The organism is Micromonospora sp. WMMC250, from assembly GCF_027460215.1.
GTDB classification, from domain to species: Bacteria; Actinomycetota; Actinomycetes; order Mycobacteriales; family Micromonosporaceae; genus Micromonospora; species Micromonospora taraxaci.
In genome coordinates this window covers 7250092-7269776 of the sequence record NZ_JAPZBJ010000002.1, presented here as the reverse complement: position 1 = coordinate 7269776, position 19685 = coordinate 7250092, and the positions used below count along the sequence as shown (strand labels likewise).

Genomic DNA, 19685 nt, shown 5'->3' with positions numbered 1-19685 from the left:
TAAATACATGAGGAGGGGCGGCAACCCCCTACCGAATTCCAACAATTCCCGACCGAAGGAAAGCACCGTGAGTGGAACGCTCAATGCCATTCCTCTGACCGCCCGACACGCCAGCCTGGCAGATCTGACCGCCATCCTCAACGAGCAGCACAGCCACAAGCTCGACATCGTCGCCGGCACCGGAATGCTGCGCGCCGAAGCCGGCCACCTGCGCATCACGGGCGCAGACCCGATCCTCACGGACACCGGCGTCACCCCCGCCGATGGGCTGTACCTGCCCACCGAAATCGGCGACGCTGGACTCGGCGACAAGCTCGGCATCCCCACCGCCTACCTGCGCAAGACCCGCGCCCAGGCCCTGCACCTTTACGACGCCAACGTCAACGGCTGGCTTGATCTCCAGCACGGTAAGCGATACCTCGCCCGCTGTCTGTCCGACGGCAACGGCGGCGGAATCCTGCGCGCCTTTCTCAGCGACGGGTACAAGATCATTGACCACCTCGACGTTCTGATGTCGGTGTTGTCCGGCATCCGCGAGTCCGGGTTGCGGGTGGAACTCGCGTGCGACCTGAGCGAGCGGCGCATGGTCGTCCGGGTCCACTCCGAGGCCATCAAGTCCCTCGCCCCCACTCTGCTACGCAACTACCGCAGCCCTTTCACCGGGGCGACTGGCGCGGACAACCCGACCGTCTTCGCCGGGCTCGTCTTCACCAACAGCGAAACCGGCTCCGGTGCAATGACCGTCACCCCGCGCATCGTCGTCCAGGTCTGCGACAACGGCGTCACCATCACCAAGGACGCGCTCCGCGCCGTGCACCTCGGCGCGAAGATGGACGAGGGCACGATCCGGTGGAGCAACGACACCCACGAGGCAAACCTCAGTCTCATCGGCAAGCAGGCCCGCGACGCCGTGCGCCGCTTCCTCGACGTCCGCTACGTCCGCCGGAAGATCGAGGAAATCGAGGAGACGGCAGGCCGGCGAATCCCCGACCCGGACCACACCATTCGGGTCGTTGGGCAGCGGCTGCGTTTCACCGAGGATGAGCAGCGGCTGATCCTGAACCACTTCATCGACGGCGGGGACCGCACCGCCGGGGGAATGCTGCACGCGGTCACCAGCGCGGCGCAGACGCTCAGCGACCCCGATGCCGCGTTCGACATGGAAAGCGTCGGCGTACGTGCCATGGAGATCGCGGCCACGGCCTGACCGATCCGCCGGGTGCCGCCCGCCGGCACCCGGCCCCCGGCCGCACCAGCTCATCGATGGCCCGCACCAGCACCGGCCGCGCTCTCGACAGCGCGTGTCCTACGCGAGCCGCCCGTGACGTCATTTCACCGTCAATGGAGGAACCATGCCCCTGTTCATCGGGCTGCCTCACGGCGTGTCACTACCCCGAAACCTCGCCGAGCCCGACGCCCGGCACCTCGTATCTGTTCTCGCCCGCACCTTCCAATGGACCGGCCCCCTGTTCGGCCGCGCGGAGGTCGAGGCATACCTCCACGCTCAGGCAGAAGACCCCGCCAGCCTGCCTGCACTAACCGACGACGACTGGCAGCGCGTGCAGGCAACTGCCGCGTGGAAGAGCCTCCCCGCCGCTGCCCGCCGCGCGATCTCCACGGCGGACATCATCGGTCGTGCCCTTCGGCAAGCCGGGCGGTGTTGCGCTGACTGCGACACCCCCATTTCCGGTCCGCCGACCGCCAATTGGGGGCTGTGCCCGATCTGCTTGAACCGCGCGGAGATCACCGACCTACAACGCCGCCCGTGCCCGGCAGGCGACGGAGCGAGCCCACACCGCTGGGATGACAGCACCTGCACCGGCTGCACCATGCCGTCCCCGCCCAATCGCCCGCACCTCACCGCGCTACCCACAGCGGCCTGACCGATCGAGCACCGTTCCTTGACAACTCCACAGCGCTCGGCGCGCAGCCCGCCACCGCCGCTACCGACAACAACCCCCGCAAGCCCCGGCGCGCTCTGGACGGCAACCCCAGACGCGACCGGACAACCAACACACCCACAATCCAAAGGGAGCACGAACCGTGCTTACGGAAATCGCACTCGCACCCGCACCGCAGCCCGACCCGCCGGTCGAGACCGAGGCACCGAACGATGCCCAGGAGGCCGCGTTTCACACCGACGCCGCCGAAGCAACCGCTACCGATGTGGGCGTCGAGGGAACCGACGAGGCCCACGAAGCCCCCGCCCTGCCCGGCCGGCACTGCATGGTCAGGGTCAAGAACATCCAGCCGAACCCCGGCAACGCCCGCGATGATGCGCAGGCCCTGCCCGGCATCGTGCAGAACCTGCACCAGGACGGTGTTCGCGGCCTCCTCTCACCCCTCATCGTCGTCCCGCTCGGACCGGACGAGGACGGCCCGTATCTGATCATCGACGGCGAGCAGCGCTACTGGTCCGCCGTCGAGGCGAACCAGGAATGGATCCCGGTCATCGTGCGCGAGGACCTGGCCGCCAACCGCGAGCAGATCATCAGCATGCTCCGGCAGGTTCACCGCACGGAACTCACCGCCACCCAGCAGGCCCGAGCCATCGAACAACTCGCCCTCGACGGCATGAACGACGAGGACATCGCCGAGCGCACCGGCTACCAACCGGAGCAAATCAAGGCCGGCCGGCAACTCGCCACCCTGGACAAGCGCACTGCCGAGCGCACGCACACCCTCGGACTGGACCTCACCCAGGTCGCCGCGCTCGCGGAGTTCGCAGACGAACCGGACCGCGTCGAAACCCTGCTAGAGGAGGCCGAAGAAGGTCCCTTCGCGTTCGCCCGTGCGGTAGAGCGCTTTCGCGGCACCCGCGCTGCCATCGCCGCAGAGGCGGCCCGCCGCGCCGAACTCGTAACCGGCGGGGTGACGCTGCTGTCCGAGCACCCTCGCTACAACGACCCCAAGATCAAGGAGGTTATCGATCTACGCGACGCCGAGGGCAACCGCATCGACGCCGCGATGCACAGCGACTGCCCCGGACACGCTGTGCGGCTGTTCCTCGCCTACGACGACCAACTGACGGAGACGAACTACTGCGTCGACTGGCGCAAGTACGGACACGCCCTTCCCGCCCACGCTGTCACCTCCACTCGCAGCGGTCCCATGACCGAGGAGGAGAAGGCGGAACGGCGACGGGTCATCGAGAACAACAGGGCCATGGAGGTCGCCAACACGGTCCGCCGCGAATGGTTGACGGCCTTCCTGACCGCCAAGACCCCACCCAAGGGCACGGCGAAGCTGATCGCCGAGATGCTGGCCGACTCCGGTTACATCCTCTCGACCTGGGTCAACGGCGGCCGGAAAATGCTCGACGACCTTCTGTCGCCGGGCAAGGCACGGCGGCCCGGCACCAAGCGCGTTCCCGCCCGGGGCGTCAGCGACGGCCGCTACTCCGTCATCTCACTCGCGGCCATCGCCGCCGCCAACGAAAGCGGCATCACCCGATCCTCGTGGCGGGCACCCGACCCGGCGGTCGCCAAATGGTTGCAGTGGTGCGTCGCTAACGGCTTCCAGGTCGGCGCGGTCGAACAACTCATCATCGACGCCACCGCCAACCACACGAAGCAGCGCGCCGGCCTCAGCGTCGTCGCCGCCCCAGAGCCCGACGAACTGCTGACCGGAGACGACGCCGACACCATCGACAGCAGCACCAGCGCCGACGGACCGGACGAGGGGCCGACCCGCGCCCTCCGGGACGCCAGCGACGAGCCCTCGGGCTCCGAGGTGGAAAGCACGCTCGCCGCATAACCTGCCGGTCGGGGGCCTGGTATGGCCCCCGACCGGCAGGGCCACCAACACCGCAACGGCCCCCGCCCTTGGTCGTTGTCCGGCCAGCACCGCTAGACCTCACGCGCGCTCCCGGAGCCGGGGCGCATCGAGCGCCCCGGCTCCGACGAGGGGCGCTCACGCGCCGCCCCTCGCCTCCCCTGGCTCGGCGCTCACCCGCCGTCCGACCGGCACTCAATGACCACGTGACCAACCACAGGACACGCTCCGGACGGACCGCCATGCACTCGCAACTACCAACCTCCCGCCCTGGATCGGGCAGCTCTGCCGATCGTTTGCACGTCGTCCAATACTCCGGAGGCATCGCAAGCTGGGCCGCCGCGCAACGCGTCGCCGCCCAACACGGCACCGAACGACTGGTCTTACTCTTCGCTGATGTCCTCACCGAAGACCCCGACCTGTATCGCTGGCTAAACGACAGCAGCGCCCAGCTCGGCGTTCCCATCACTCGCGTCCTGACGGCCGCACCCCCTGGCAGCTCTTCCAGGACGTGCGCTACCTCGGCAACAGCCGCGTCGCCCCCTGCACACTCGCACTGAAAATCCGACCGTGCCGGCAGTGGCTCGAAACCCACGCAGACCCCGACTCCACCACCCTGCACATCGGACTCGACGCCTCACCCCGCGACCGGCGCCGCTCCCCCGCCATCGCCTCCGGCTGGAAACCCTGGTCGACCAACTTCCCCCTGCTCGACTCGCCGCACCTTGGCAAAAACGACCTGCTCGCATGGGCCCGCCAACTCGGGCTACGCCCACCGCGGCTGTACGACCTCGGCCTACCACACAACAACTGCGGCGGAGCCTGCGTCCGCGCCGGCAAGAACCACTGGGCGCGGCTACTGCAGGTCCTCCCTGACCACTACGCCATCGCCGAAGCAGCGGAAAACCAGCTACGCGGCCATCTCGGCGATGTCGCCATCCTCACCGAACAGCGCCAACGGCAACGCCACCGGCTCCCCCTGGCCGAGCTTCGCCGCCGCCTCACCGACGGCTGAGAGCCATGACCGTCGCACCGCCGCATCGCGAACAACGACGGGTAGTGCCAGCGCCGGTCTCACCGTCGGAGGTGTTAGCAGCACGGCCCTCAACCGGTCGACGCCGGCTGCCGCCGGGTCCGGCCCGTGCCACTTCCGATTGTCGGACCCAGCTTTCGACCTCGGTCCGCGCCGGTCCCGATCGCTGCTCCCGCAGACACCGGCCGCCCCGGCCGCTCGCTGCGCTCGCACCCAGCCGCAACGGCCTGCCAGCTTCGCCGTCCGCCCTCCCGAGGCCGCTGGCCGTCAAGCAGAGCCGCCCTACAACCGCCGCCGGTGCCTGGACACAAGCCCATTGAACGGGTATAGTAATAGTTGCTCGGATGAGGAGGCGAACCCTCACCGGAACCCACACACCTGCCCCAAGGAGCCGGACATGCCGCCCATCCCCCTCACCGACTCCGAGCGTGCGACGGCACGTCACCTGCCGCTGTGCGGTCACTGGCAGTGCGCCGCGACACGGCCCCAGCCACTCGACGCGCGGGCGGACGTGGTGCTGATCCGCGACTGTGCCGGCCAACAGCACCTGTTCCGCGACGGTGCCGACAACGGCTTGGTCCTCACGGTCGAGGGCGACCAGTGGACGCTGACCCGCGAGCGGTACGCCCACGTCACTTCGGCCGACGGCGAGCGCTGGGAACTGGTTGCCGAGTCGACACCCGTGTGCGTCGGGGGCTGGCAGGCGCTGCGACGCGAGTACGTGGCGCATCACCTGGCGAGCGGGCGGATCATTGCGCGCTGGGACACGCAGTACGGGTTACTCGCCCGGACTGCCCGCCGCTACCTTCACGTCGGCGCTCGCTGGCCGTCGAGCCAGTGACGCCCGCCGGTCGGCCGTCACCTCACCGCGCGACACCACCGCTCGCACCTCCGCACGACGGCGGGCAGGGCGACGGCCGGGGGGTTAGTTTGGCGAACTCCCCCCGGCCGCCTGGTGCCGACGCCACACAGGCCCCCAAAGGCCCATACGCCGAACACGTGCCGCCCATCCTACGACACCCGTCACCGGCCACCGGAGCAGGAAAGTGATCAACGCACGTGTCGGGCGGCTCGCGCAGCCCCTACGGCCGCCCAACCGGCCGATGCGGCATCATCGGCGCATGCCCACCCGCAACTCCGACGACAGCAGCCGCGTAGGCCGTGCCGAGGCCGCAGCGATGCTCGGCATCTCCCTCAGCCACCTGGACAAGCTCTACAGCGAGCGGGCCACCAACGGCTTTCCCGAACGCGTCGACGGCACCAAATGGCTCACGGAAAGCATCGCCTCCTACCAGCTGCCCCGAGACAGGGCCCGACGCGCCGCGAGCGCCGCCGTAGACCGCAGCGGCGATCCCGACGAGCTCGTGAACAGCACCACCGCCGCACGCATGCTGGGTTACCGGAGCGCCGATTCACTGCAAGGACAGAACCGGATCTGGCCGCTCTTACTTGAGCGCGTGGACGACGAATCTCTCACCCCCACCGGTCGTAAGCGCCGACGTTGGAAGCGCCGCACGGTGTGGGACATCGCCGACAGCCGCACCGGCCAAGGAGCACCCCACACCGGCCGCCCCCGCGCCACACCCCAGGGCCACCCAGACCGCTCCGGCGACCCCGACGAACTCGTCGGCACCCCCGAGGCCGCACGCGTCCTCGGATACAACAGCCCGAACGCCCTACCCGACCACGTGCTTCGCCAAGCCGACGAAGACAACGTCGGCCCCAGAGGCCGCCACCGCCGCAGGTGGAAGCGCGCGACGCTGTGGGCGATCCTCGATCAAGCAGAGCAGCGCCGGTAGCTGTCCCACTAGAACTCGAATCCGCCAACACCCACGCGACCCGTCGGGTGCCGCCGGGTTTCCAGCCCGGTCCTAGCGGACCGGAAACCGGAAGCGGCCTGCGGCCGCACTGCTCAAAACCCCTTCTCCTTCGGTGGGGGCCGAACAGGCTAGCGACGTGCTCGCTCCGGTCAAGTCCGGCCGCGGCTCGCAAAACATCATGCACACCCCGCATGATCTTTTACTCGAAACCCCGCGCCCGAACTTGACCTCCACTGCGCGCGCCACGGGTCGAGTGAACTCGCCCCCACCGCCGGAAGAAGTGGGGGGACGCGCCACGACCGCACCCCGCACGCTGGTCGGCGTACCCGCCGGCATCTACTCAACAAGATCACAAAATCGGATGTCCGAACAGGCCAAACAGGGTAGCCACACAACGCAAGACCGGGTAGAGTAATAGTTGTTCGGAGGGGACGGCGAACCCCCACCGCACACCACACAAACCCCCAACCAAGGAGACGCATGGGTATTCATGACCGCCCCCTGCCGATGGCTGACCGGTACGGGTGCAGAATCTGCGGCCGATCCCTGACGGCCGTTACCACCAGGGACGAGGTGTTTTTCCTCCATCCCGGCCGCAGCTTCGAGGACCACGATCCGGACCCCGTCCCGCTGGCGCAACTTGCCAATTGGCAGCCCGTGTGTGACTTCTGCTCCGCACCGCATCCCGTGGCAACCTTCGCCTTCGAAAACGTCGACCTATCGGTATCAACGGGCCGCGCCGACGCGCAGTTGCACAACTTCGGCAACAAGTGGGACGCGTGCGAGACGTGCGCGAGCCTGGTCGAGAAGCGGAACCCCGAAGGTCTCACCCAACGCGCCTACAAGCGCTTTAGCCGGCGAGACGGAACCATTTCGGTGCAAGTCCTGCGCAGCATGCACCGGGCGTTGTTCAACGCGACACCCATCACGCCCGCCCGGCAGCCGATGACAGCGGCCGAGAGCACCACTCATCGCGGCAGTGCCGGCAGCGCCGACACGGTCCCCGCTCCTGAGGTTCGATCGCTCCGCCCGCAGATGCTGCCCAAGGTGCGAGACAGGCTCGTGCACTTCTGGCGGAACGCCGGCCCGGCGCACCTACTTGCCGCGCTCGCCCGAGGCGCGACGTACAAGGTCCCCGGACACATGCTGTCTGGCGCTCCTCTGGACGCGCCAGCCGTCATCGTCGACCGCCACAATCCCGAACTGCTGCGGCAGCATTGCGCCCTCATGGCCAACCACGTCGAAAACGCGCGCATCTTCTGGATCGACCCCGACTTCACGGCCCTGGCCGCGCACGCGGCACGCGACCTCCCCGACGTTCGCATCGAGCAGATCGAGATGCCCGCCCCTGACGGGCTGCTCATCTGGCACACGCCCGTATACCAGTCCACCGAGCCGAGTACCGGCCTCGTGGTGCCGGTCGTCGCCGTGCAATGGGCGCCGGTCCCGGGTGGCGTCTGGGTCGCGTTCTACGGCCCCGCCGACGGCCTCATGCTAGGCCAGCGGCTCAGCGAGCCCGAATTGCAGAAGTTCCGCGAAGATTTCGGCTGGCTAGTCCCCGTGACCACCGGCGTAGGGCTGCGTTTCGGCCAGCCCTACGCGCCCGCCAGCGAACAGACCCGCCTCATGCTGTGCTCCCTGATCGCTACGTGGATCCTCACCACACAGCCCGACGCGGAGATCACCGACGAGGCAGCCGACAAGGCAACCCGCAAGGCGTACCAACGCGCCAACCGGCCCGCCCCACTCGTACGACTCGTGCGACTGCGCCGCAAGCAGCAGGCACGACGCGACGCCGCCGCAGACGACGACACGCCAACGCGCGTCTACACCCGCCGATGGTGGGTCAAAGGCTTCTACCGGGAACAGCCCTACGGACCCGGTCGCGCGCTACGCCGCCGCACCTACGTACGCCCCCACATCAAGGGGCCGGACGACGCGCCACTGATCCTTAGCCACAAGGTGCACGTGCTCGGCGACCCCAGGAACCAGAACGAGCAGTGACAGCGCCCGGGGGAGTCGCGGCACGCGACTCCCCCGCTCGCCCCACTCTTGTCAGGCTTTCCCCAGTAGACGCCCGACGCAAAGCCGGGTATAGTAATAGTTGTTCGGTGGGACGGCGAACCCCACCAGGACAACCACCAAACCCCAAGGAGATTTCTCGTGAGTAGGCATCAGCTCGACGCCCTCCCCGACCGGGACGGCTACATCGTGGTTGTGGGGTGGGATCGCCCGCTACGCAGCTACTTCGCCCAGGTGATCAATGAGGGTGAGCTGAACGAGGACAACCCCGACTACATGCCGCTGTGGCTCGGGGTGGAAACGCGCATCACCGACCCTGCCACCATCATCGAGGCAGTGCGCCCTTACGCCGTCATCCCCGACACCCTGCGCGCCGACCTTGAGGCGGATCGCGTCTGGGAGGGAACCCGAGAGCAGCCGGGATCGGCACACACGCTGCCAGCGATTCCCGGACCGGCCCCGCTCGAAGCGACGGGCACCCTGATTTACCTAAGCGGCGGCGGAACCTCGGCAAGCTGCGACCTTCGGGTGTTTCGCACCGGCATCTTCTCGGTCGCGGTTGTCGTCACCACAACCACCCCCGGGCGGACGCGGGCCACGGACGACGCCGCCACGATCCACGCCCTGCTACTCATCACCTTCAGCGGGCAACACGTCGAGCACATCGAGCACACACCGGACGAGACCGGCGGGGTCTTTCACGCGTTCAGCGTCGCCTACGACGGCACCACGACCCGCACGGCGGTCCCGCTCGACAACATGTCGCGCCGCTTCGGCGCGGACATCACCGGATAGGCCGGGCGACGCCCACCCCCAGCCCATTCGTCGGTGCCGGCCGGGCACACCGGCCGGCACCACCACAGCCAGAAAGACTGCTCATGCCCGAGATCCCCATTCCCGTTCGGCTGCGACACCGCCCCACCGTCGGCGGCCTCGTCGTACCGTGGATCACCGTTCAGATGCCCGACAGCCGTTACCGCTTCGGAGCGATCGACGCCGCCCGGCTACAAGCCGCCTTCATCGACCAACTTTGCCAAATCTGCGGTGAGCAGATGGTCCGGCTGTGTGTCTTCGCCATGCGGACCATCGACTTTGAACGGCTCATCAGCACCGAACCCGCCATGCACCCCGAGTGCGCTCACTACAGCGTGACCGCGTGCCCCATGATCGCCGGCCACATGACCCACTACCGCGCACAGGCGTCGGACGCCGCCACATCTGGCGGCGACCCGCACGGGGCTCGCCCCGGACACAGAGCCCACGAATGGCGCTTACTGTGGACGACCGGCTATCGCACGACTTTGGACCCCCGGACCCGGACCCCTGCGGCCGAAATACCCATTGAACTCTTGCAGCGGGTACAGCGGATCAGGCCGCCCGCTCCGGACCAGTAGCTAACGTCGCCTGACGGCGGCCCGCACTGGGCCGCCGTCAGGCGCCGCCAGGTTTCCAGCCCGGTCCTAGCGGACCGGAAACCGGAAGCGGCCTGCGGCCGCACTGCTCAAAACCCCTTCTCCTTCGGTGGGGGCCGAACAGGCTAGCGACGTGCTCGCTCCGGTCAAGTCCGGCCGCGGCTCGCAAAACATCATGCACACCCCGCATGATCTTTTACTCGAAACCCCGCGCCCGAACTTGACCTCCACTGCGCGCGCCACGGGTCGAGTGAACTCGCCCCCACCGCCGGAAGAAGTGGGGGGACGCGCCACGACCGCACCCCGCACGCTGGTCGGCGTACCCGCCGGCATCTACTCAACAAGATCACAAAATCGGATGTCCGAACAGGCCAAACAGGGTAGCCACACAACGCAAGACCGGGTAGAGTAATAGTTGTTCGGAGGGGACGGCGAACCCCCACCGCACACCACACAAACCCCCAACCAAGGGAGAGCGCACATGCTCACCGCCTCCACGATCCTGCTCGCGGGCACCACCGTGTCGTGCGTCGCGCTCCTCGCGCGCAACAGGAAGCTCCGCAGCGATCTCATCACCGCTCGCTTCGAGGCCCACCACGACAGCCTGACCGGACTGCCGAATCGCCGCGCCCTGCTCCTACATCTTGACCACCTACTTGCCGACCGGACCCGTCCGGTAGCCGTGGCCATTGTCGACCTCAACCGCTTCAAGGAGATCAACGACGAGCACGGCCACACCGCCGGAGACCTCGTGCTTTGCCGGGTGGCGGACACCCTGAGGGGGCTTCGCCTTGCGCGCACGATGGTCGGCCGGATGGGAGGTGACGAGTTCATGATCATCGTTGATGACGGCATGCACGCCGCCCGGAAAAACGTCGAAGCCGCCGCCCAGGCGCTCGATGCGACAACCGTCGTCCTCGGCGCAACAGACTTCGGCTGCTACGCCAGCCTCGGGCTCGCCCTCGCAGACCACAACGACCTAACCGCAGTCGACCTGATCCGCCGAGCAGACGCCGCCATGTACGCGGCCAAGCGACGCGGCGGGGGCGTCAGGGAGTGGCACGAGAACATCGGCGCGACCGTCACGGCAACGCTCCCGATGCAGCGCCGCCGCTATCGGTTCTAGCCGGCCTCGGGTGGCCCGGAACCCGGGGTAGTTTCGGGCCACCCGGATAGACACAACTCTCAGGACCGGGTATAGTAATAGTTGTTCGACAGGGACGGCGAACCCCTTTCGAACACCCACCAAACCCCATGCGAGGAGTCTCACGATGCCCGCGCTAGCTGCTCCCACCGAAGCGCTCCCGGCCCTTCCCGCCGACCCCCACACACGACACATCCTGCACCTGCTCGACGCGGCCCGCCGCCGCATGGCAGAGGTAATCACCTTTCTGCACCTGTGCGAGCACACCCCGGCCTGGCCCACGACACCCACCCACAGCACCGCCGCCGCCATCGAACTACGCGCGGCCACCGTCGCCCTGATCAAGCACGCCCGCCGGCACAAATGCGACGCATGCATCCCCGGCAGAATGCGCGCCACGCTCCTGCTGGCCGCCTTGCTGCTCGACCTGTGGCAGAACGGCAAGCACCACGTACAGCGCCCCGACGTGTACCCGGCCACGCTCGCCCATCGGGCCGAACGACTGTTCCGCGACACCGCCGGATGGGTCACCACCGGCGACCCCGGCCGCCTACTCGGCCAACACGTCTGACCCGCGCGGATCGCCCGGCCGCCGGCAAGGCGGCCGGGCCACCACACCCCAGACGTCACCGACGCGCATCGAGCGCGCCGCCGCCGGCTACCGCTCCCGCCCCTCACCCCACATCGCATCGCCATTGGAAGGCAAAACCTTGAGTTCCCTCACTCGCGCCGATCGGATCACCATCGCCCACGTCTGCCAGGACTGGGCCACCGCCTACGCCGCCGCACCAGTGAACCTGCCCAAGAGCCTCACCGTTCGCTACCTCACCGACCACCACCTTCGAGCCCTCACCGTGCGCCACGGCCGAAAAGTGATCTCGCGTGCCGTCGCCTCGCACCTCGACGCCCACCCCGAAGACCTCACCGGCCCCCGCATCAGCCACCGGGAACGCCGTACCCGCCAAGCCGAACGCGACGCCAACGCCGCCCGTTACCTGACATTCGCCCACCGCCACTACGTCGCCGCCGAGCCCTACGAAGCGCTTGCGCTCATCGACCGGGCGGAGCTGGCCTCACCCACCTATAAGGACTTCAGTCAGTACCGGCGAGACGTCCAGAAAAGGACGCCGCCCTTCGCCGGTACCGACCTCACCGGCACCAACCTGCGTCACCGCGCCCTGCTGCCACTGGCCAACCCACACCCCGGGCCGCCCGTCATGCACCACGGCAGCCACACCCAAGAATGGGTCTACCCCGGACGCCTCGTCATCGAAGGCAATTGGCCCGCCGCCGTCCCCGAGCACTGCACCGCCACCGACGACGGACTCACCGACTGGATCGCCAACAAAACGGTTCTCGTCTGCACCGGGTGCGGACTCGACTGCACCTAACCACAGCACCCGCAACGCTGGCCGGTCCGAGGGGAACCCGGACCGGCCAGCCTCCCCCACTCACGACGCAACAACGCCAGAACGCCTGCCAACGCAACGCCCGGCGCCGACGAGCGGCCGGGCCACCACACCCAAGACGTCACCGACGCGCATCGAGCGCGCCGCCGCCGGCTGCCGCACCCGTCAGCCACTGCCGCACCCCGCAGCGCACACTCAAGCACCACACGAGAGGCACCATGAGGCTGACCCGCCCCGAACTCGTCATCATCGCCCACGCCTGCGACGACTGGGCACCCAACTACTTCCACAGCCCCATCCACGGCGGCCGGGACGCAGCCGTCCGCTACATCGCAGACCACCACCTTGACGCATTGACCATGAAATACGGGCGGCCCAAAATCTGGGAAGCCGTGGCCGCTCACCTCGACGCCAACCCCGACACGCTCACCGCGCCACGCACCACCAGCGCCGAACGCAGCGCCCGCGAGCACGCCCGCAATACCCGCGCAAACAACTACCTCAGCGCGGCACTGCGCCACCACCAGGCCGCCGAGCCCTACGAAGCGCTCGCGCTCATCGACCGCGCGGAACTGGCATCGCCCACCTTCAAAGACTTCACCCAGTACCGGCGAGCCGTCCACAAGAAGCTGCCACCCGCAACACCGACCGATCTCACCGGCACCGGCCTGCGCCACCGCGCCACGCTGCCGCTGGCCGACCCACACCCCGGGCCGCCCGTCAGGTACCACGGCAGCCAGACCAGGGGACGGGTTCACCCCGGCCACTTGGTCATCGAAGGTGACTGGCCCGCGGCAATCCCCGAGCACTGCACCGCCACCGACGACGAACTCATGGAATGGATAGGCGAAGGCACAGTTCGCGTCTGCACCGGATGCGGACTCGACTGGACCTAACCACGCACCCGCAACGCCGGCCGGTCCGGGATAGACCCCGGACCGGCCAGCCGCCAACTCAGGACGGCGCACCGCCTGAGACATCACCAACGGAAGCCGGCCCCGCATTTCCGGGCACCGGAACAGCCATACGCCGACGACGAGGCACCACCTCGCCCAACTCAGCAATCCGAGCCCGCACCACAGCGCCATCCGCACCACGCCGAAACGCCCGCACCCGCGCCACGTCCACCCCGGTCAGGTCCGCCGCTAGGCCGTCATCGCGCAGCACCGTCGCCAGGACCGCCACGGCCAACCCGTGTGCCGCTGCCGCCGTTCCGACTTCCTGATCCAGTCGCGCGACGGCCTCACGCCGACGCCGCTCGGCATCCTGCACCGTCCCGGCAGCCTGCTCGACCGCCCGCACCGCGCGCAGTTCCAACTCCTGCCGCCGTCGCAGCGCCAACGTCGCGTCATTCCCCGTTCTACTCGCCATTCCCCGACCGTAGCGACCACCCGCGCCACCCCACCAGATCACGCACCACGTTATTTCGCTGATTCGTTCGATGCTGGCCGTAGTTCGTCACATTCCCCGCCCGGCCGTTCATCCTTAGCTACGCGCTCTGTGGCCTGCCTAAACGGCTACCGCACCCTTTCTTGCTCGCTTACGGGGGACACACCCCCTTGCATTCTCCACCGCGCCTCGACGAGTTGATCTTCTACGGTCGACTCATGTTGTCCGTCACGCGCATCTCACCCGGAGACGGCTACCGCTACGTCATGGAGCAGGTGGCCGCTGGCCGCCATGACCTGCGACCACTGGGAGATGAAGGGCCAACGCCCTACTACATCAACCACACCGCGCGGGGCGAGAGCCCCGGCTGGTGGGCCGGCGACGGCGCTACCGTCCTTGGCGTCGCCGGCTGGGTCAACGAGCGGCAAATGCGGTACCTCATCGGCCAAGGACGTCACCCGATCGCCGGTTATCGGCTCGGGCAGAAATGGCGGATCTACAGGCCCATGACCGACGAATACCGCGACAAGGCCGTCCAGCGGGCGCTGGCCCACCTGCCCGCCGACGCCACGGTGGAGCAGCGCGACAAGGTATGGCACGACATCATGAACGCACCCGAGCGGCGGGCCGTATCCGCATACGACGTCACTGTCTCCCCCGTCAAATCCGTATCGCTGCTGTGGGCGTTCGGCGACGACGCGATCAAGCAGGACGTCATGGCCGCCCACCACGCCGGCGTGCGGTCGCTCCTCGATCACCTCCAGCGCCACGGCGCGTTCGCCCGCGCCGGCGCGGGCGGCGTCCGCCAACTCGACACCGCGGGCCTGGCGGCGCTGGTCTTCGACCACCGCATGAGCCGCGAGCGCGACCCGCAGCTGCACTCGCACGTCGTCGTCTCCAGCAAGGTCCAGACGGTGACCGCGGACGGCGACCCACAGTGGCTGGCCCTCGACGGCAAGGCCTTCTACCGCGCGACCACCGCCGGCCGGGTTGCCTACGAACGCGCGGTGGAAGTCGAACTTCACCACCGCCTCGGGGTTACCTTCGGCGCCCGTGATGACTCCGGGATCCGCGAGATCGTCGGTTTCAACGAGGCGTCGCTGCGCCACTATGGCAAGCGCCGCGGCGCGATCACCGAGGAGATGAACCGCCGCACCGACAGGCGCGCACCGGCGACACGATCGGTGGCCGCGCAGTGGCGTCGCCGCGCGCAGGACGCGACGTTGCGGACCCGCCGATCCCACAAGGGCGCCGAGTCCACCCAGCAGGCCGTGCAGCGCTGGCAAGCCGAGGACCGCGTTGCACGACTCGACACCGCCGGGCAAGTTCGCCTCATCCTCGACGGCGCCGTCCGTGACGACACCGCCGTCACCGCGCAGCGGATCCTTCGCCGCGCGTACCGACTACACCAGGACGGCGTCGACGAGACAGCGCTCCGCGCGGTCGCCGCGCAGCTCGGTGTCCCCGCCACCGACCACGACCGCATCATCGACGCGGCCGTGCGCACCGACGTGCGCCTCGCCCTCGCTCGCGCCGTGCGCAACCTCGGCCACGAGCGGGCCGTGTTCGGCCGCGAACACCTTGAGCTGGCCATCGGCCGAGTCCTCGACATCACCCCCGGCCAGTCACCGGAGACGGACTGGCAACGGGTGCAAACCCTCGCCGGCCAGGCCATCGCCGACGGCCTGGCTGGGCTGCGCGTGCTCACACCGCCAGCGCTCGTGCAGTGGGGGCCGAGCCTGCTGCGCGGCAGCGACCGGCACAGCGAATACACCCGGCACCGCGACCTGCAGATGACCACCCAGACAGTCCTCGCCGCCGAGAAGGAAGTCCTCACCTACGCCGGCCGCCGCGGCGCCATCGCCGCCCCAGCGGCAGCGATCACCTCCGCCATGGCGGCGCTGCGGTTGTCTCCCGAGAAGGAGGCGGCGCTGCGCTGGCTCGTCGGCGACGACCGACGGGTCACCGGTGCTGTCGGCCCCGCCGGCACCGGCAAGACCTACCTGCAACGGGCCGTCGTCACCGTGGCACGCGACAGCGGTGTGCCGGTGCTCGGCCTCACCGTTGGACAGTCCGCCGCGCAGCTGCTCGCCGACGCCACCGCCGCGCCCGGGCAGGTGCTGCGGACCGAAAACATCGCCCGGTGGTTGCACGCCCAACACCGGCCGCCACCCGGCACCACCGCCGCCGACTGGCAGTTCCAACCCGGGCAATGGGTCATCATCGACGAGGCATCGCAGGTCTCCAGCCACGACCTCGCCCGCCTCGTCACCCACCTCGACAAGGTCAACGGGAAACTCATCCTCGTCGGTGACCCCGAACAGATCTCCGCGATCGGGCCCGGCGGGCTGTTCCGCTACCTCGACAGCCTCGGCACCACCACCCGCCTCTCGGAGGTCCACCGCTTCACGCGGCCCTGGGAAGGAGCGGGGTCGCTGCGGCTGCGCGGCGGCGACCACACCGTCCTGGCCGAATACGATCGCCGCGGCCGGTTCATCGGCGGGCACCGGGCGCAACTCGTCGGCCAGATGCTGGACCGGTGGGCAGGCGACATGGCCAGTGGTCTGCGCAGCATGATGCTCGTCGAGACCGGCGACGACGCCGCTGATATCGCCCGTCGCGCCCGCGAAGTCCTCATCCACGCCGGTCTCGTCCGAGCCGGCCCCGCCGTGCGGCTACGCGACGGCAACTTGGCCAGCGTCGGCGACATCATCGTCACCCGCCGCAACGACCGCCGCATCAGCGCCGGCGGCACTTACGTCGCGAACCGCGACCAGTGGCGCGTCGACGCCATCACCGGCGCCGGACAGGTGCAGGTCACCAACCTCCGCACCACCGCGACCGCCGTGCTGCCCGCCGCGTATTCCGCGCAGCACGTGCAGCTCGCCTACGCCCTCACCGTTGACTCCGTCCAAGGGCAGACCGTGCATACCGCCCGCGCGCTCGTCGACGACAACACCTCCCTGGCTCGGCTGTACGTCATGCTCACCCGCGGGCGCACCCTCAACGAGGCGTACGTCGTCACCGACGACCACCCGCGCGAAGGAACCCCACCGCAGCCGCCCACCGCCCGCGTAGCCGTCCTGGCCGACATCATGCGCCGCGCCAAACCCGACCGCTCCGCCACCGAAACCGAACAACAACTCTGGGCCGACGCCGACGCGCTGCACGCCTGGACGCCCATCTACGACGACCTGTCCGCCCGCGCCCGCATCCCCGACTACCTCGCCATCGTCCGGCAGATCAGCGGCCGGCAGCTGGCCGACCGGCTCGCCCGAGACCTCGCGCTGCCCGCGCTCATCGCCCGCCTCACCACCCTGCGCGAAGCCGGCCACGACCCCACCGACGTGCTGCGCCGCGCCATCCGGCCCCGCGAAATTGACTCCGCCGACGACATCGCCGCGGTGCTGTCCTGGCGCATCGACCGCATCATCGGCCGCGCCACCGCCGACCCCACCATCGCCACCACACCAGCCTGCGCCGGCACCTATACCGAGCGCATGCCCGCCGACCTCACCGGCGACATCGGAGACGCCCTGCGCCAGGTCGCCGGCATCTGCGACCGCCGCGTCCGCGCCCTAGCGGACCTCGCCGCCGAGCAACACCCCGCCTGGGCCCGCGCCCTCGGCGACGTCCCCGACGACGCAGCCGGCCGCGACCAATGGCTAGCCCGCGCCGAGGTCGTTGTCACCTACCGCGACCGGTACCAGCTCACCAGCGCGCACCCCATCGGGCCCGAACCCTCCACCAGTGACATTGCCCGATGGAACGCCTGGCACCGCGCCCGCATCGTCGTCGGCGCCGCCACCCTCGCCGGCCGCCTCACCACCACCGACGACCAAGAACTCACACGACTGATCACCGCGCAACGCACCGCCGACGCCGCCGCTCCGCCGTACGCCGCCGACCAATTGCGCGACGCGCACCTCAGCCTCACCGACGTCGAGCAGCGCCACCACGACCTCACGCTCCTCCTCACCGCCGTCGACGCCGCCGGCACACGCGCCACCGCCCACGCCCAACAGCTGCACCCCCGCTGGTGGCAACGCGGGCCATCGCGCACCCGCATCCTCACCGCCCAACGCGAAACCCAACAGAGAATCGACGCGGCCACCGGCCGGGCCGCCAGCCTGCGCGCGACGCTGACCAGCCTGCGCGAAGTCATCGACCAGCGCCAGGAACGGGTCACCAACCTTGAGTCCCGGCACCGCACCTGGAGCCGCTGGTACACCAACGCGCTGCCCACCCGCTACGCCGGACTCGCCGCCGCAGCCGAACAAGCCCGCCGCACCACAACCCGCCGGACCACCCTGGCCGACGCAATCGCCACTACCACCGCACGGGTCCGGGCCATCGACGAAACCCGCCCGCAGCCACAAACCACACCCATCACCGAGGGCCTGCCTCAGCATGCCAACGCCGCCTGGGAGCGCACCACCACCACCCGCGACCTGGGGACCTCAGAGGGAGCGGAGATCGACTAATGGCCACTCACCCGACCGCGTTTGTGGACGAGTCCTGGTTCCAGCAGCGCAACAGCCCTGGCGCCTACCTGATGGCCGCCGTCATCATCGACCACGACAGCGTCCCCGCCGCTGAGATCGCCGCGACAGAAGCCGCCGGCATCCACGACGGGTACCACTCAACCCGGCTGTACCACCGCGGACACGTCGGCACCATCGAAGCGATGCTCGACGTCGTCGCCGAACACGCCGGCTGGTCCGTCGTCTCCGCGCAAGTACCCATCAACCCAGGCGACCAAGGCGCCGTACCGAGCAACCCACGACACGTACACGGTCACCTCGAACGCCAGCGCGAACACGCCCGGCAACTCAGCCTCGAACGGCTCCTGCGCCACCTCAACGGGCAACGAGTCCGCAACGTCTACCTGGAAACCCGGGGCAGCGCCGCAGAGTGGCGCGACGCTCGGGAGACCGGCAGCCGCCTGCCCAGCATCGACCGCAACGACATCCGGGCCTACCGCCGGCTCCTCGACCAAGGAGCCATCAGCCACCGCATGCGACTCATCCACGTCGAAGGCCGCAACGACCCCGGACTCTGGATGGCAGACGCCGTCGCATGGTCCGCGGGCCGCGCCATCCGGACCGACGAACCGCAATGGTGGAACCGAATCGCCGACGTCGCCACCATCCTCGAAGCGAGCACCGGCACCGAACTCCGCCTCAACGAGAGAGGGGCCGCTCCACCAGATGGCGAACGCGACCCCCACAACCCGAGCCAAAGAGCCCAGACCATGTCCTCACCCGTATTGTACTCCGCCTCGCCAACGGACCACCAGGTCGGCGCCATCCTCACAAGCCTCGTCGCGCAGGCCGAACACGCGCGAACGCCGTCTACGACTCAGCTCACCCGCGAAGTCCTCGGCTACGTGCAGCGGATCGCCGAACGTGTCGAGCAGTTGACGGAAACCGTCAGCAACATCATCCCGCCACCGGCTGGCGAGGCGGCCCCACGGGGCAGCGCGCCTCAACCCCGTAGTGCCGAGCACGAGGACCCCAGCCCACAGCACTCTCGCGAAGTCGACGATTAACGTCAGCGGACGGCTGGCACTGCCCACGACAGGATGTGCGACCTCGTGCTCCGCGGCCTGCCACGAGATCGGCGGAGGACGTCCGGCCACGAGGTCGTCGACTGCGTGGACAGCGCAGCACCCGAGGATGA

16 protein-coding genes are annotated in these 19685 nt (G+C 68.9%); 15 read left to right on the top strand and 1 reads right to left on the bottom strand.

From position 1 onward, the window contains the following. Nucleotides 1–7 precede the first annotated feature (7 nt). The 13 genes from O3438_RS33055 to O3438_RS32995 all read left to right on the top strand — a co-directional run bounded on the left by O3438_RS33055 (nucleotide 8) and on the right by O3438_RS32995 (nucleotide 13510). Complete coding sequence (locus tag O3438_RS33055; protein WP_269683383.1) at nucleotides 8–1207, top strand: DUF932 domain-containing protein; 1200 nt, start codon at nucleotides 8–10, stop codon at nucleotides 1205–1207. A 145-nt stretch (nucleotides 1208–1352) separates the two neighbouring features. Next, entirely contained in the window at nucleotides 1353–1883 is a 531-nt protein-coding gene (locus tag O3438_RS33050) for a hypothetical protein (RefSeq protein ID WP_269683382.1), read from the top strand. Between the two features lie 160 nt (nucleotides 1884–2043). Beyond that, a complete protein-coding gene (locus tag O3438_RS33045) occupies nucleotides 2044–3756 on the top strand; it encodes a ParB/RepB/Spo0J family partition protein (RefSeq protein ID WP_269683381.1) in 1713 nt (570 codons plus the stop codon). Between the two features lie 529 nt (nucleotides 3757–4285). Further along, complete coding sequence (locus tag O3438_RS33040; protein ID WP_269683380.1) at nucleotides 4286–4789, top strand: hypothetical protein; 504 nt, start codon at nucleotides 4286–4288, stop codon at nucleotides 4787–4789. 415 nt (nucleotides 4790–5204) lie between these two features. After that, nucleotides 5205–5648, top strand: coding sequence for a hypothetical protein (locus O3438_RS33035; protein WP_269683379.1), 444 nt, complete (start codon nucleotides 5205–5207; stop codon nucleotides 5646–5648). 280 nt (nucleotides 5649–5928) lie between these two features. Beyond that, nucleotides 5929–6606: a hypothetical protein gene (locus tag O3438_RS33030; protein ID WP_269683378.1), complete on the top strand. Its 678-nt coding sequence runs from the start codon at nucleotides 5929–5931 to the stop codon at nucleotides 6604–6606. Nucleotides 6607–7107: 501 nt separating this feature from the next. Further along, nucleotides 7108–8631, top strand: a complete 1524-nt coding sequence (locus O3438_RS33025) for a hypothetical protein (protein ID WP_269683377.1) — start codon at nucleotides 7108–7110, stop codon at nucleotides 8629–8631. Nucleotides 8632–8790: 159 nt separating this feature from the next. After that, the gene (locus O3438_RS33020) at nucleotides 8791–9444 is read left to right on the top strand and encodes a hypothetical protein (protein WP_269683376.1); all 654 of its coding nucleotides are present in this window, start codon (nucleotides 8791–8793) and stop codon (nucleotides 9442–9444) included. 83 nt (nucleotides 9445–9527) lie between these two features. Further along, a complete protein-coding gene (locus O3438_RS33015) occupies nucleotides 9528–10043 on the top strand; it encodes a hypothetical protein (protein ID WP_269683375.1) in 516 nt (171 codons plus the stop codon). 499 nt (nucleotides 10044–10542) lie between these two features. Continuing rightward, a complete protein-coding gene (locus tag O3438_RS33010; RefSeq protein WP_269683374.1) occupies nucleotides 10543–11187 on the top strand; it encodes a GGDEF domain-containing protein in 645 nt (214 codons plus the stop codon). 145 nt (nucleotides 11188–11332) lie between these two features. Further along, nucleotides 11333–11776 carry a hypothetical protein gene (locus O3438_RS33005; protein ID WP_269683373.1) on the top strand — a complete coding sequence of 148 codons (444 nt, stop codon included), beginning with the start codon at nucleotides 11333–11335 and terminating at the stop codon, nucleotides 11774–11776. Nucleotides 11777–11996: 220 nt separating this feature from the next. Continuing rightward, nucleotides 11997–12596 carry a hypothetical protein gene (locus O3438_RS33000; protein ID WP_269683372.1) on the top strand — a complete coding sequence of 200 codons (600 nt, stop codon included), beginning with the start codon at nucleotides 11997–11999 and terminating at the stop codon, nucleotides 12594–12596. Nucleotides 12597–12832: 236 nt separating this feature from the next. Beyond that, nucleotides 12833–13510: a hypothetical protein gene (locus O3438_RS32995; protein ID WP_269683371.1), complete on the top strand. Its 678-nt coding sequence runs from the start codon at nucleotides 12833–12835 to the stop codon at nucleotides 13508–13510. Nucleotides 13511–13568: 58 nt separating this feature from the next. Here the strand turns inward: O3438_RS32995 and O3438_RS32990 are convergent, their stop codons facing one another. Then, a complete protein-coding gene (locus O3438_RS32990) occupies nucleotides 13569–13955 on the bottom strand; it encodes a hypothetical protein (RefSeq protein WP_269683370.1) in 387 nt (128 codons plus the stop codon). Nucleotides 13956–14221: 266 nt separating this feature from the next. Here O3438_RS32990 and mobF point away from each other — a divergent pair, with 266 nt between their 5' ends. Together mobF and O3438_RS32980 are read left to right on the top strand one after the other, a co-directional pair. After that, nucleotides 14222–18487: a MobF family relaxase gene (gene mobF, locus O3438_RS32985; RefSeq protein WP_269683369.1), complete on the top strand. Its 4266-nt coding sequence runs from the start codon at nucleotides 14222–14224 to the stop codon at nucleotides 18485–18487. A 23-nt stretch (nucleotides 18488–18510) separates the two neighbouring features. Continuing rightward, complete coding sequence (locus O3438_RS32980; RefSeq protein ID WP_269683368.1) at nucleotides 18511–19554, top strand: hypothetical protein; 1044 nt, start codon at nucleotides 18511–18513, stop codon at nucleotides 19552–19554. Nucleotides 19555–19685: the final 131 nt, after the last annotated feature.

Bases quoted from the DNA above. Each gene is read 5' to 3' on its own strand.
- O3438_RS33025 (WP_269683377.1), top strand. From the start codon at position 7,108: ATGGGTATTCATGACCGCCCCCTGCCGATGGCTGACCGGTACGGGTGC.
- O3438_RS33050 (WP_269683382.1), top strand. From the start codon at position 1,353: ATGCCCCTGTTCATCGGGCTGCCTCACGGCGTGTCACTACCCCGAAAC.
- O3438_RS32995 (WP_269683371.1), top strand. From the start codon at position 12,833: ATGAGGCTGACCCGCCCCGAACTCGTCATCATCGCCCACGCCTGCGAC.
- O3438_RS33005 (WP_269683373.1), top strand. From the start codon at position 11,333: ATGCCCGCGCTAGCTGCTCCCACCGAAGCGCTCCCGGCCCTTCCCGCC.
- O3438_RS33010 (WP_269683374.1), top strand. From the start codon at position 10,543: ATGCTCACCGCCTCCACGATCCTGCTCGCGGGCACCACCGTGTCGTGC.
- O3438_RS33015 (WP_269683375.1), top strand. From the start codon at position 9,528: ATGCCCGAGATCCCCATTCCCGTTCGGCTGCGACACCGCCCCACCGTC.
- O3438_RS33030 (WP_269683378.1), top strand. From the start codon at position 5,929: ATGCCCACCCGCAACTCCGACGACAGCAGCCGCGTAGGCCGTGCCGAG.
- O3438_RS33035 (WP_269683379.1), top strand. From the start codon at position 5,205: ATGCCGCCCATCCCCCTCACCGACTCCGAGCGTGCGACGGCACGTCAC.
- mobF (WP_269683369.1), top strand. From the start codon at position 14,222: ATGTTGTCCGTCACGCGCATCTCACCCGGAGACGGCTACCGCTACGTC.
- O3438_RS33055 (WP_269683383.1), top strand. From the start codon at position 8: ATGAGGAGGGGCGGCAACCCCCTACCGAATTCCAACAATTCCCGACCG.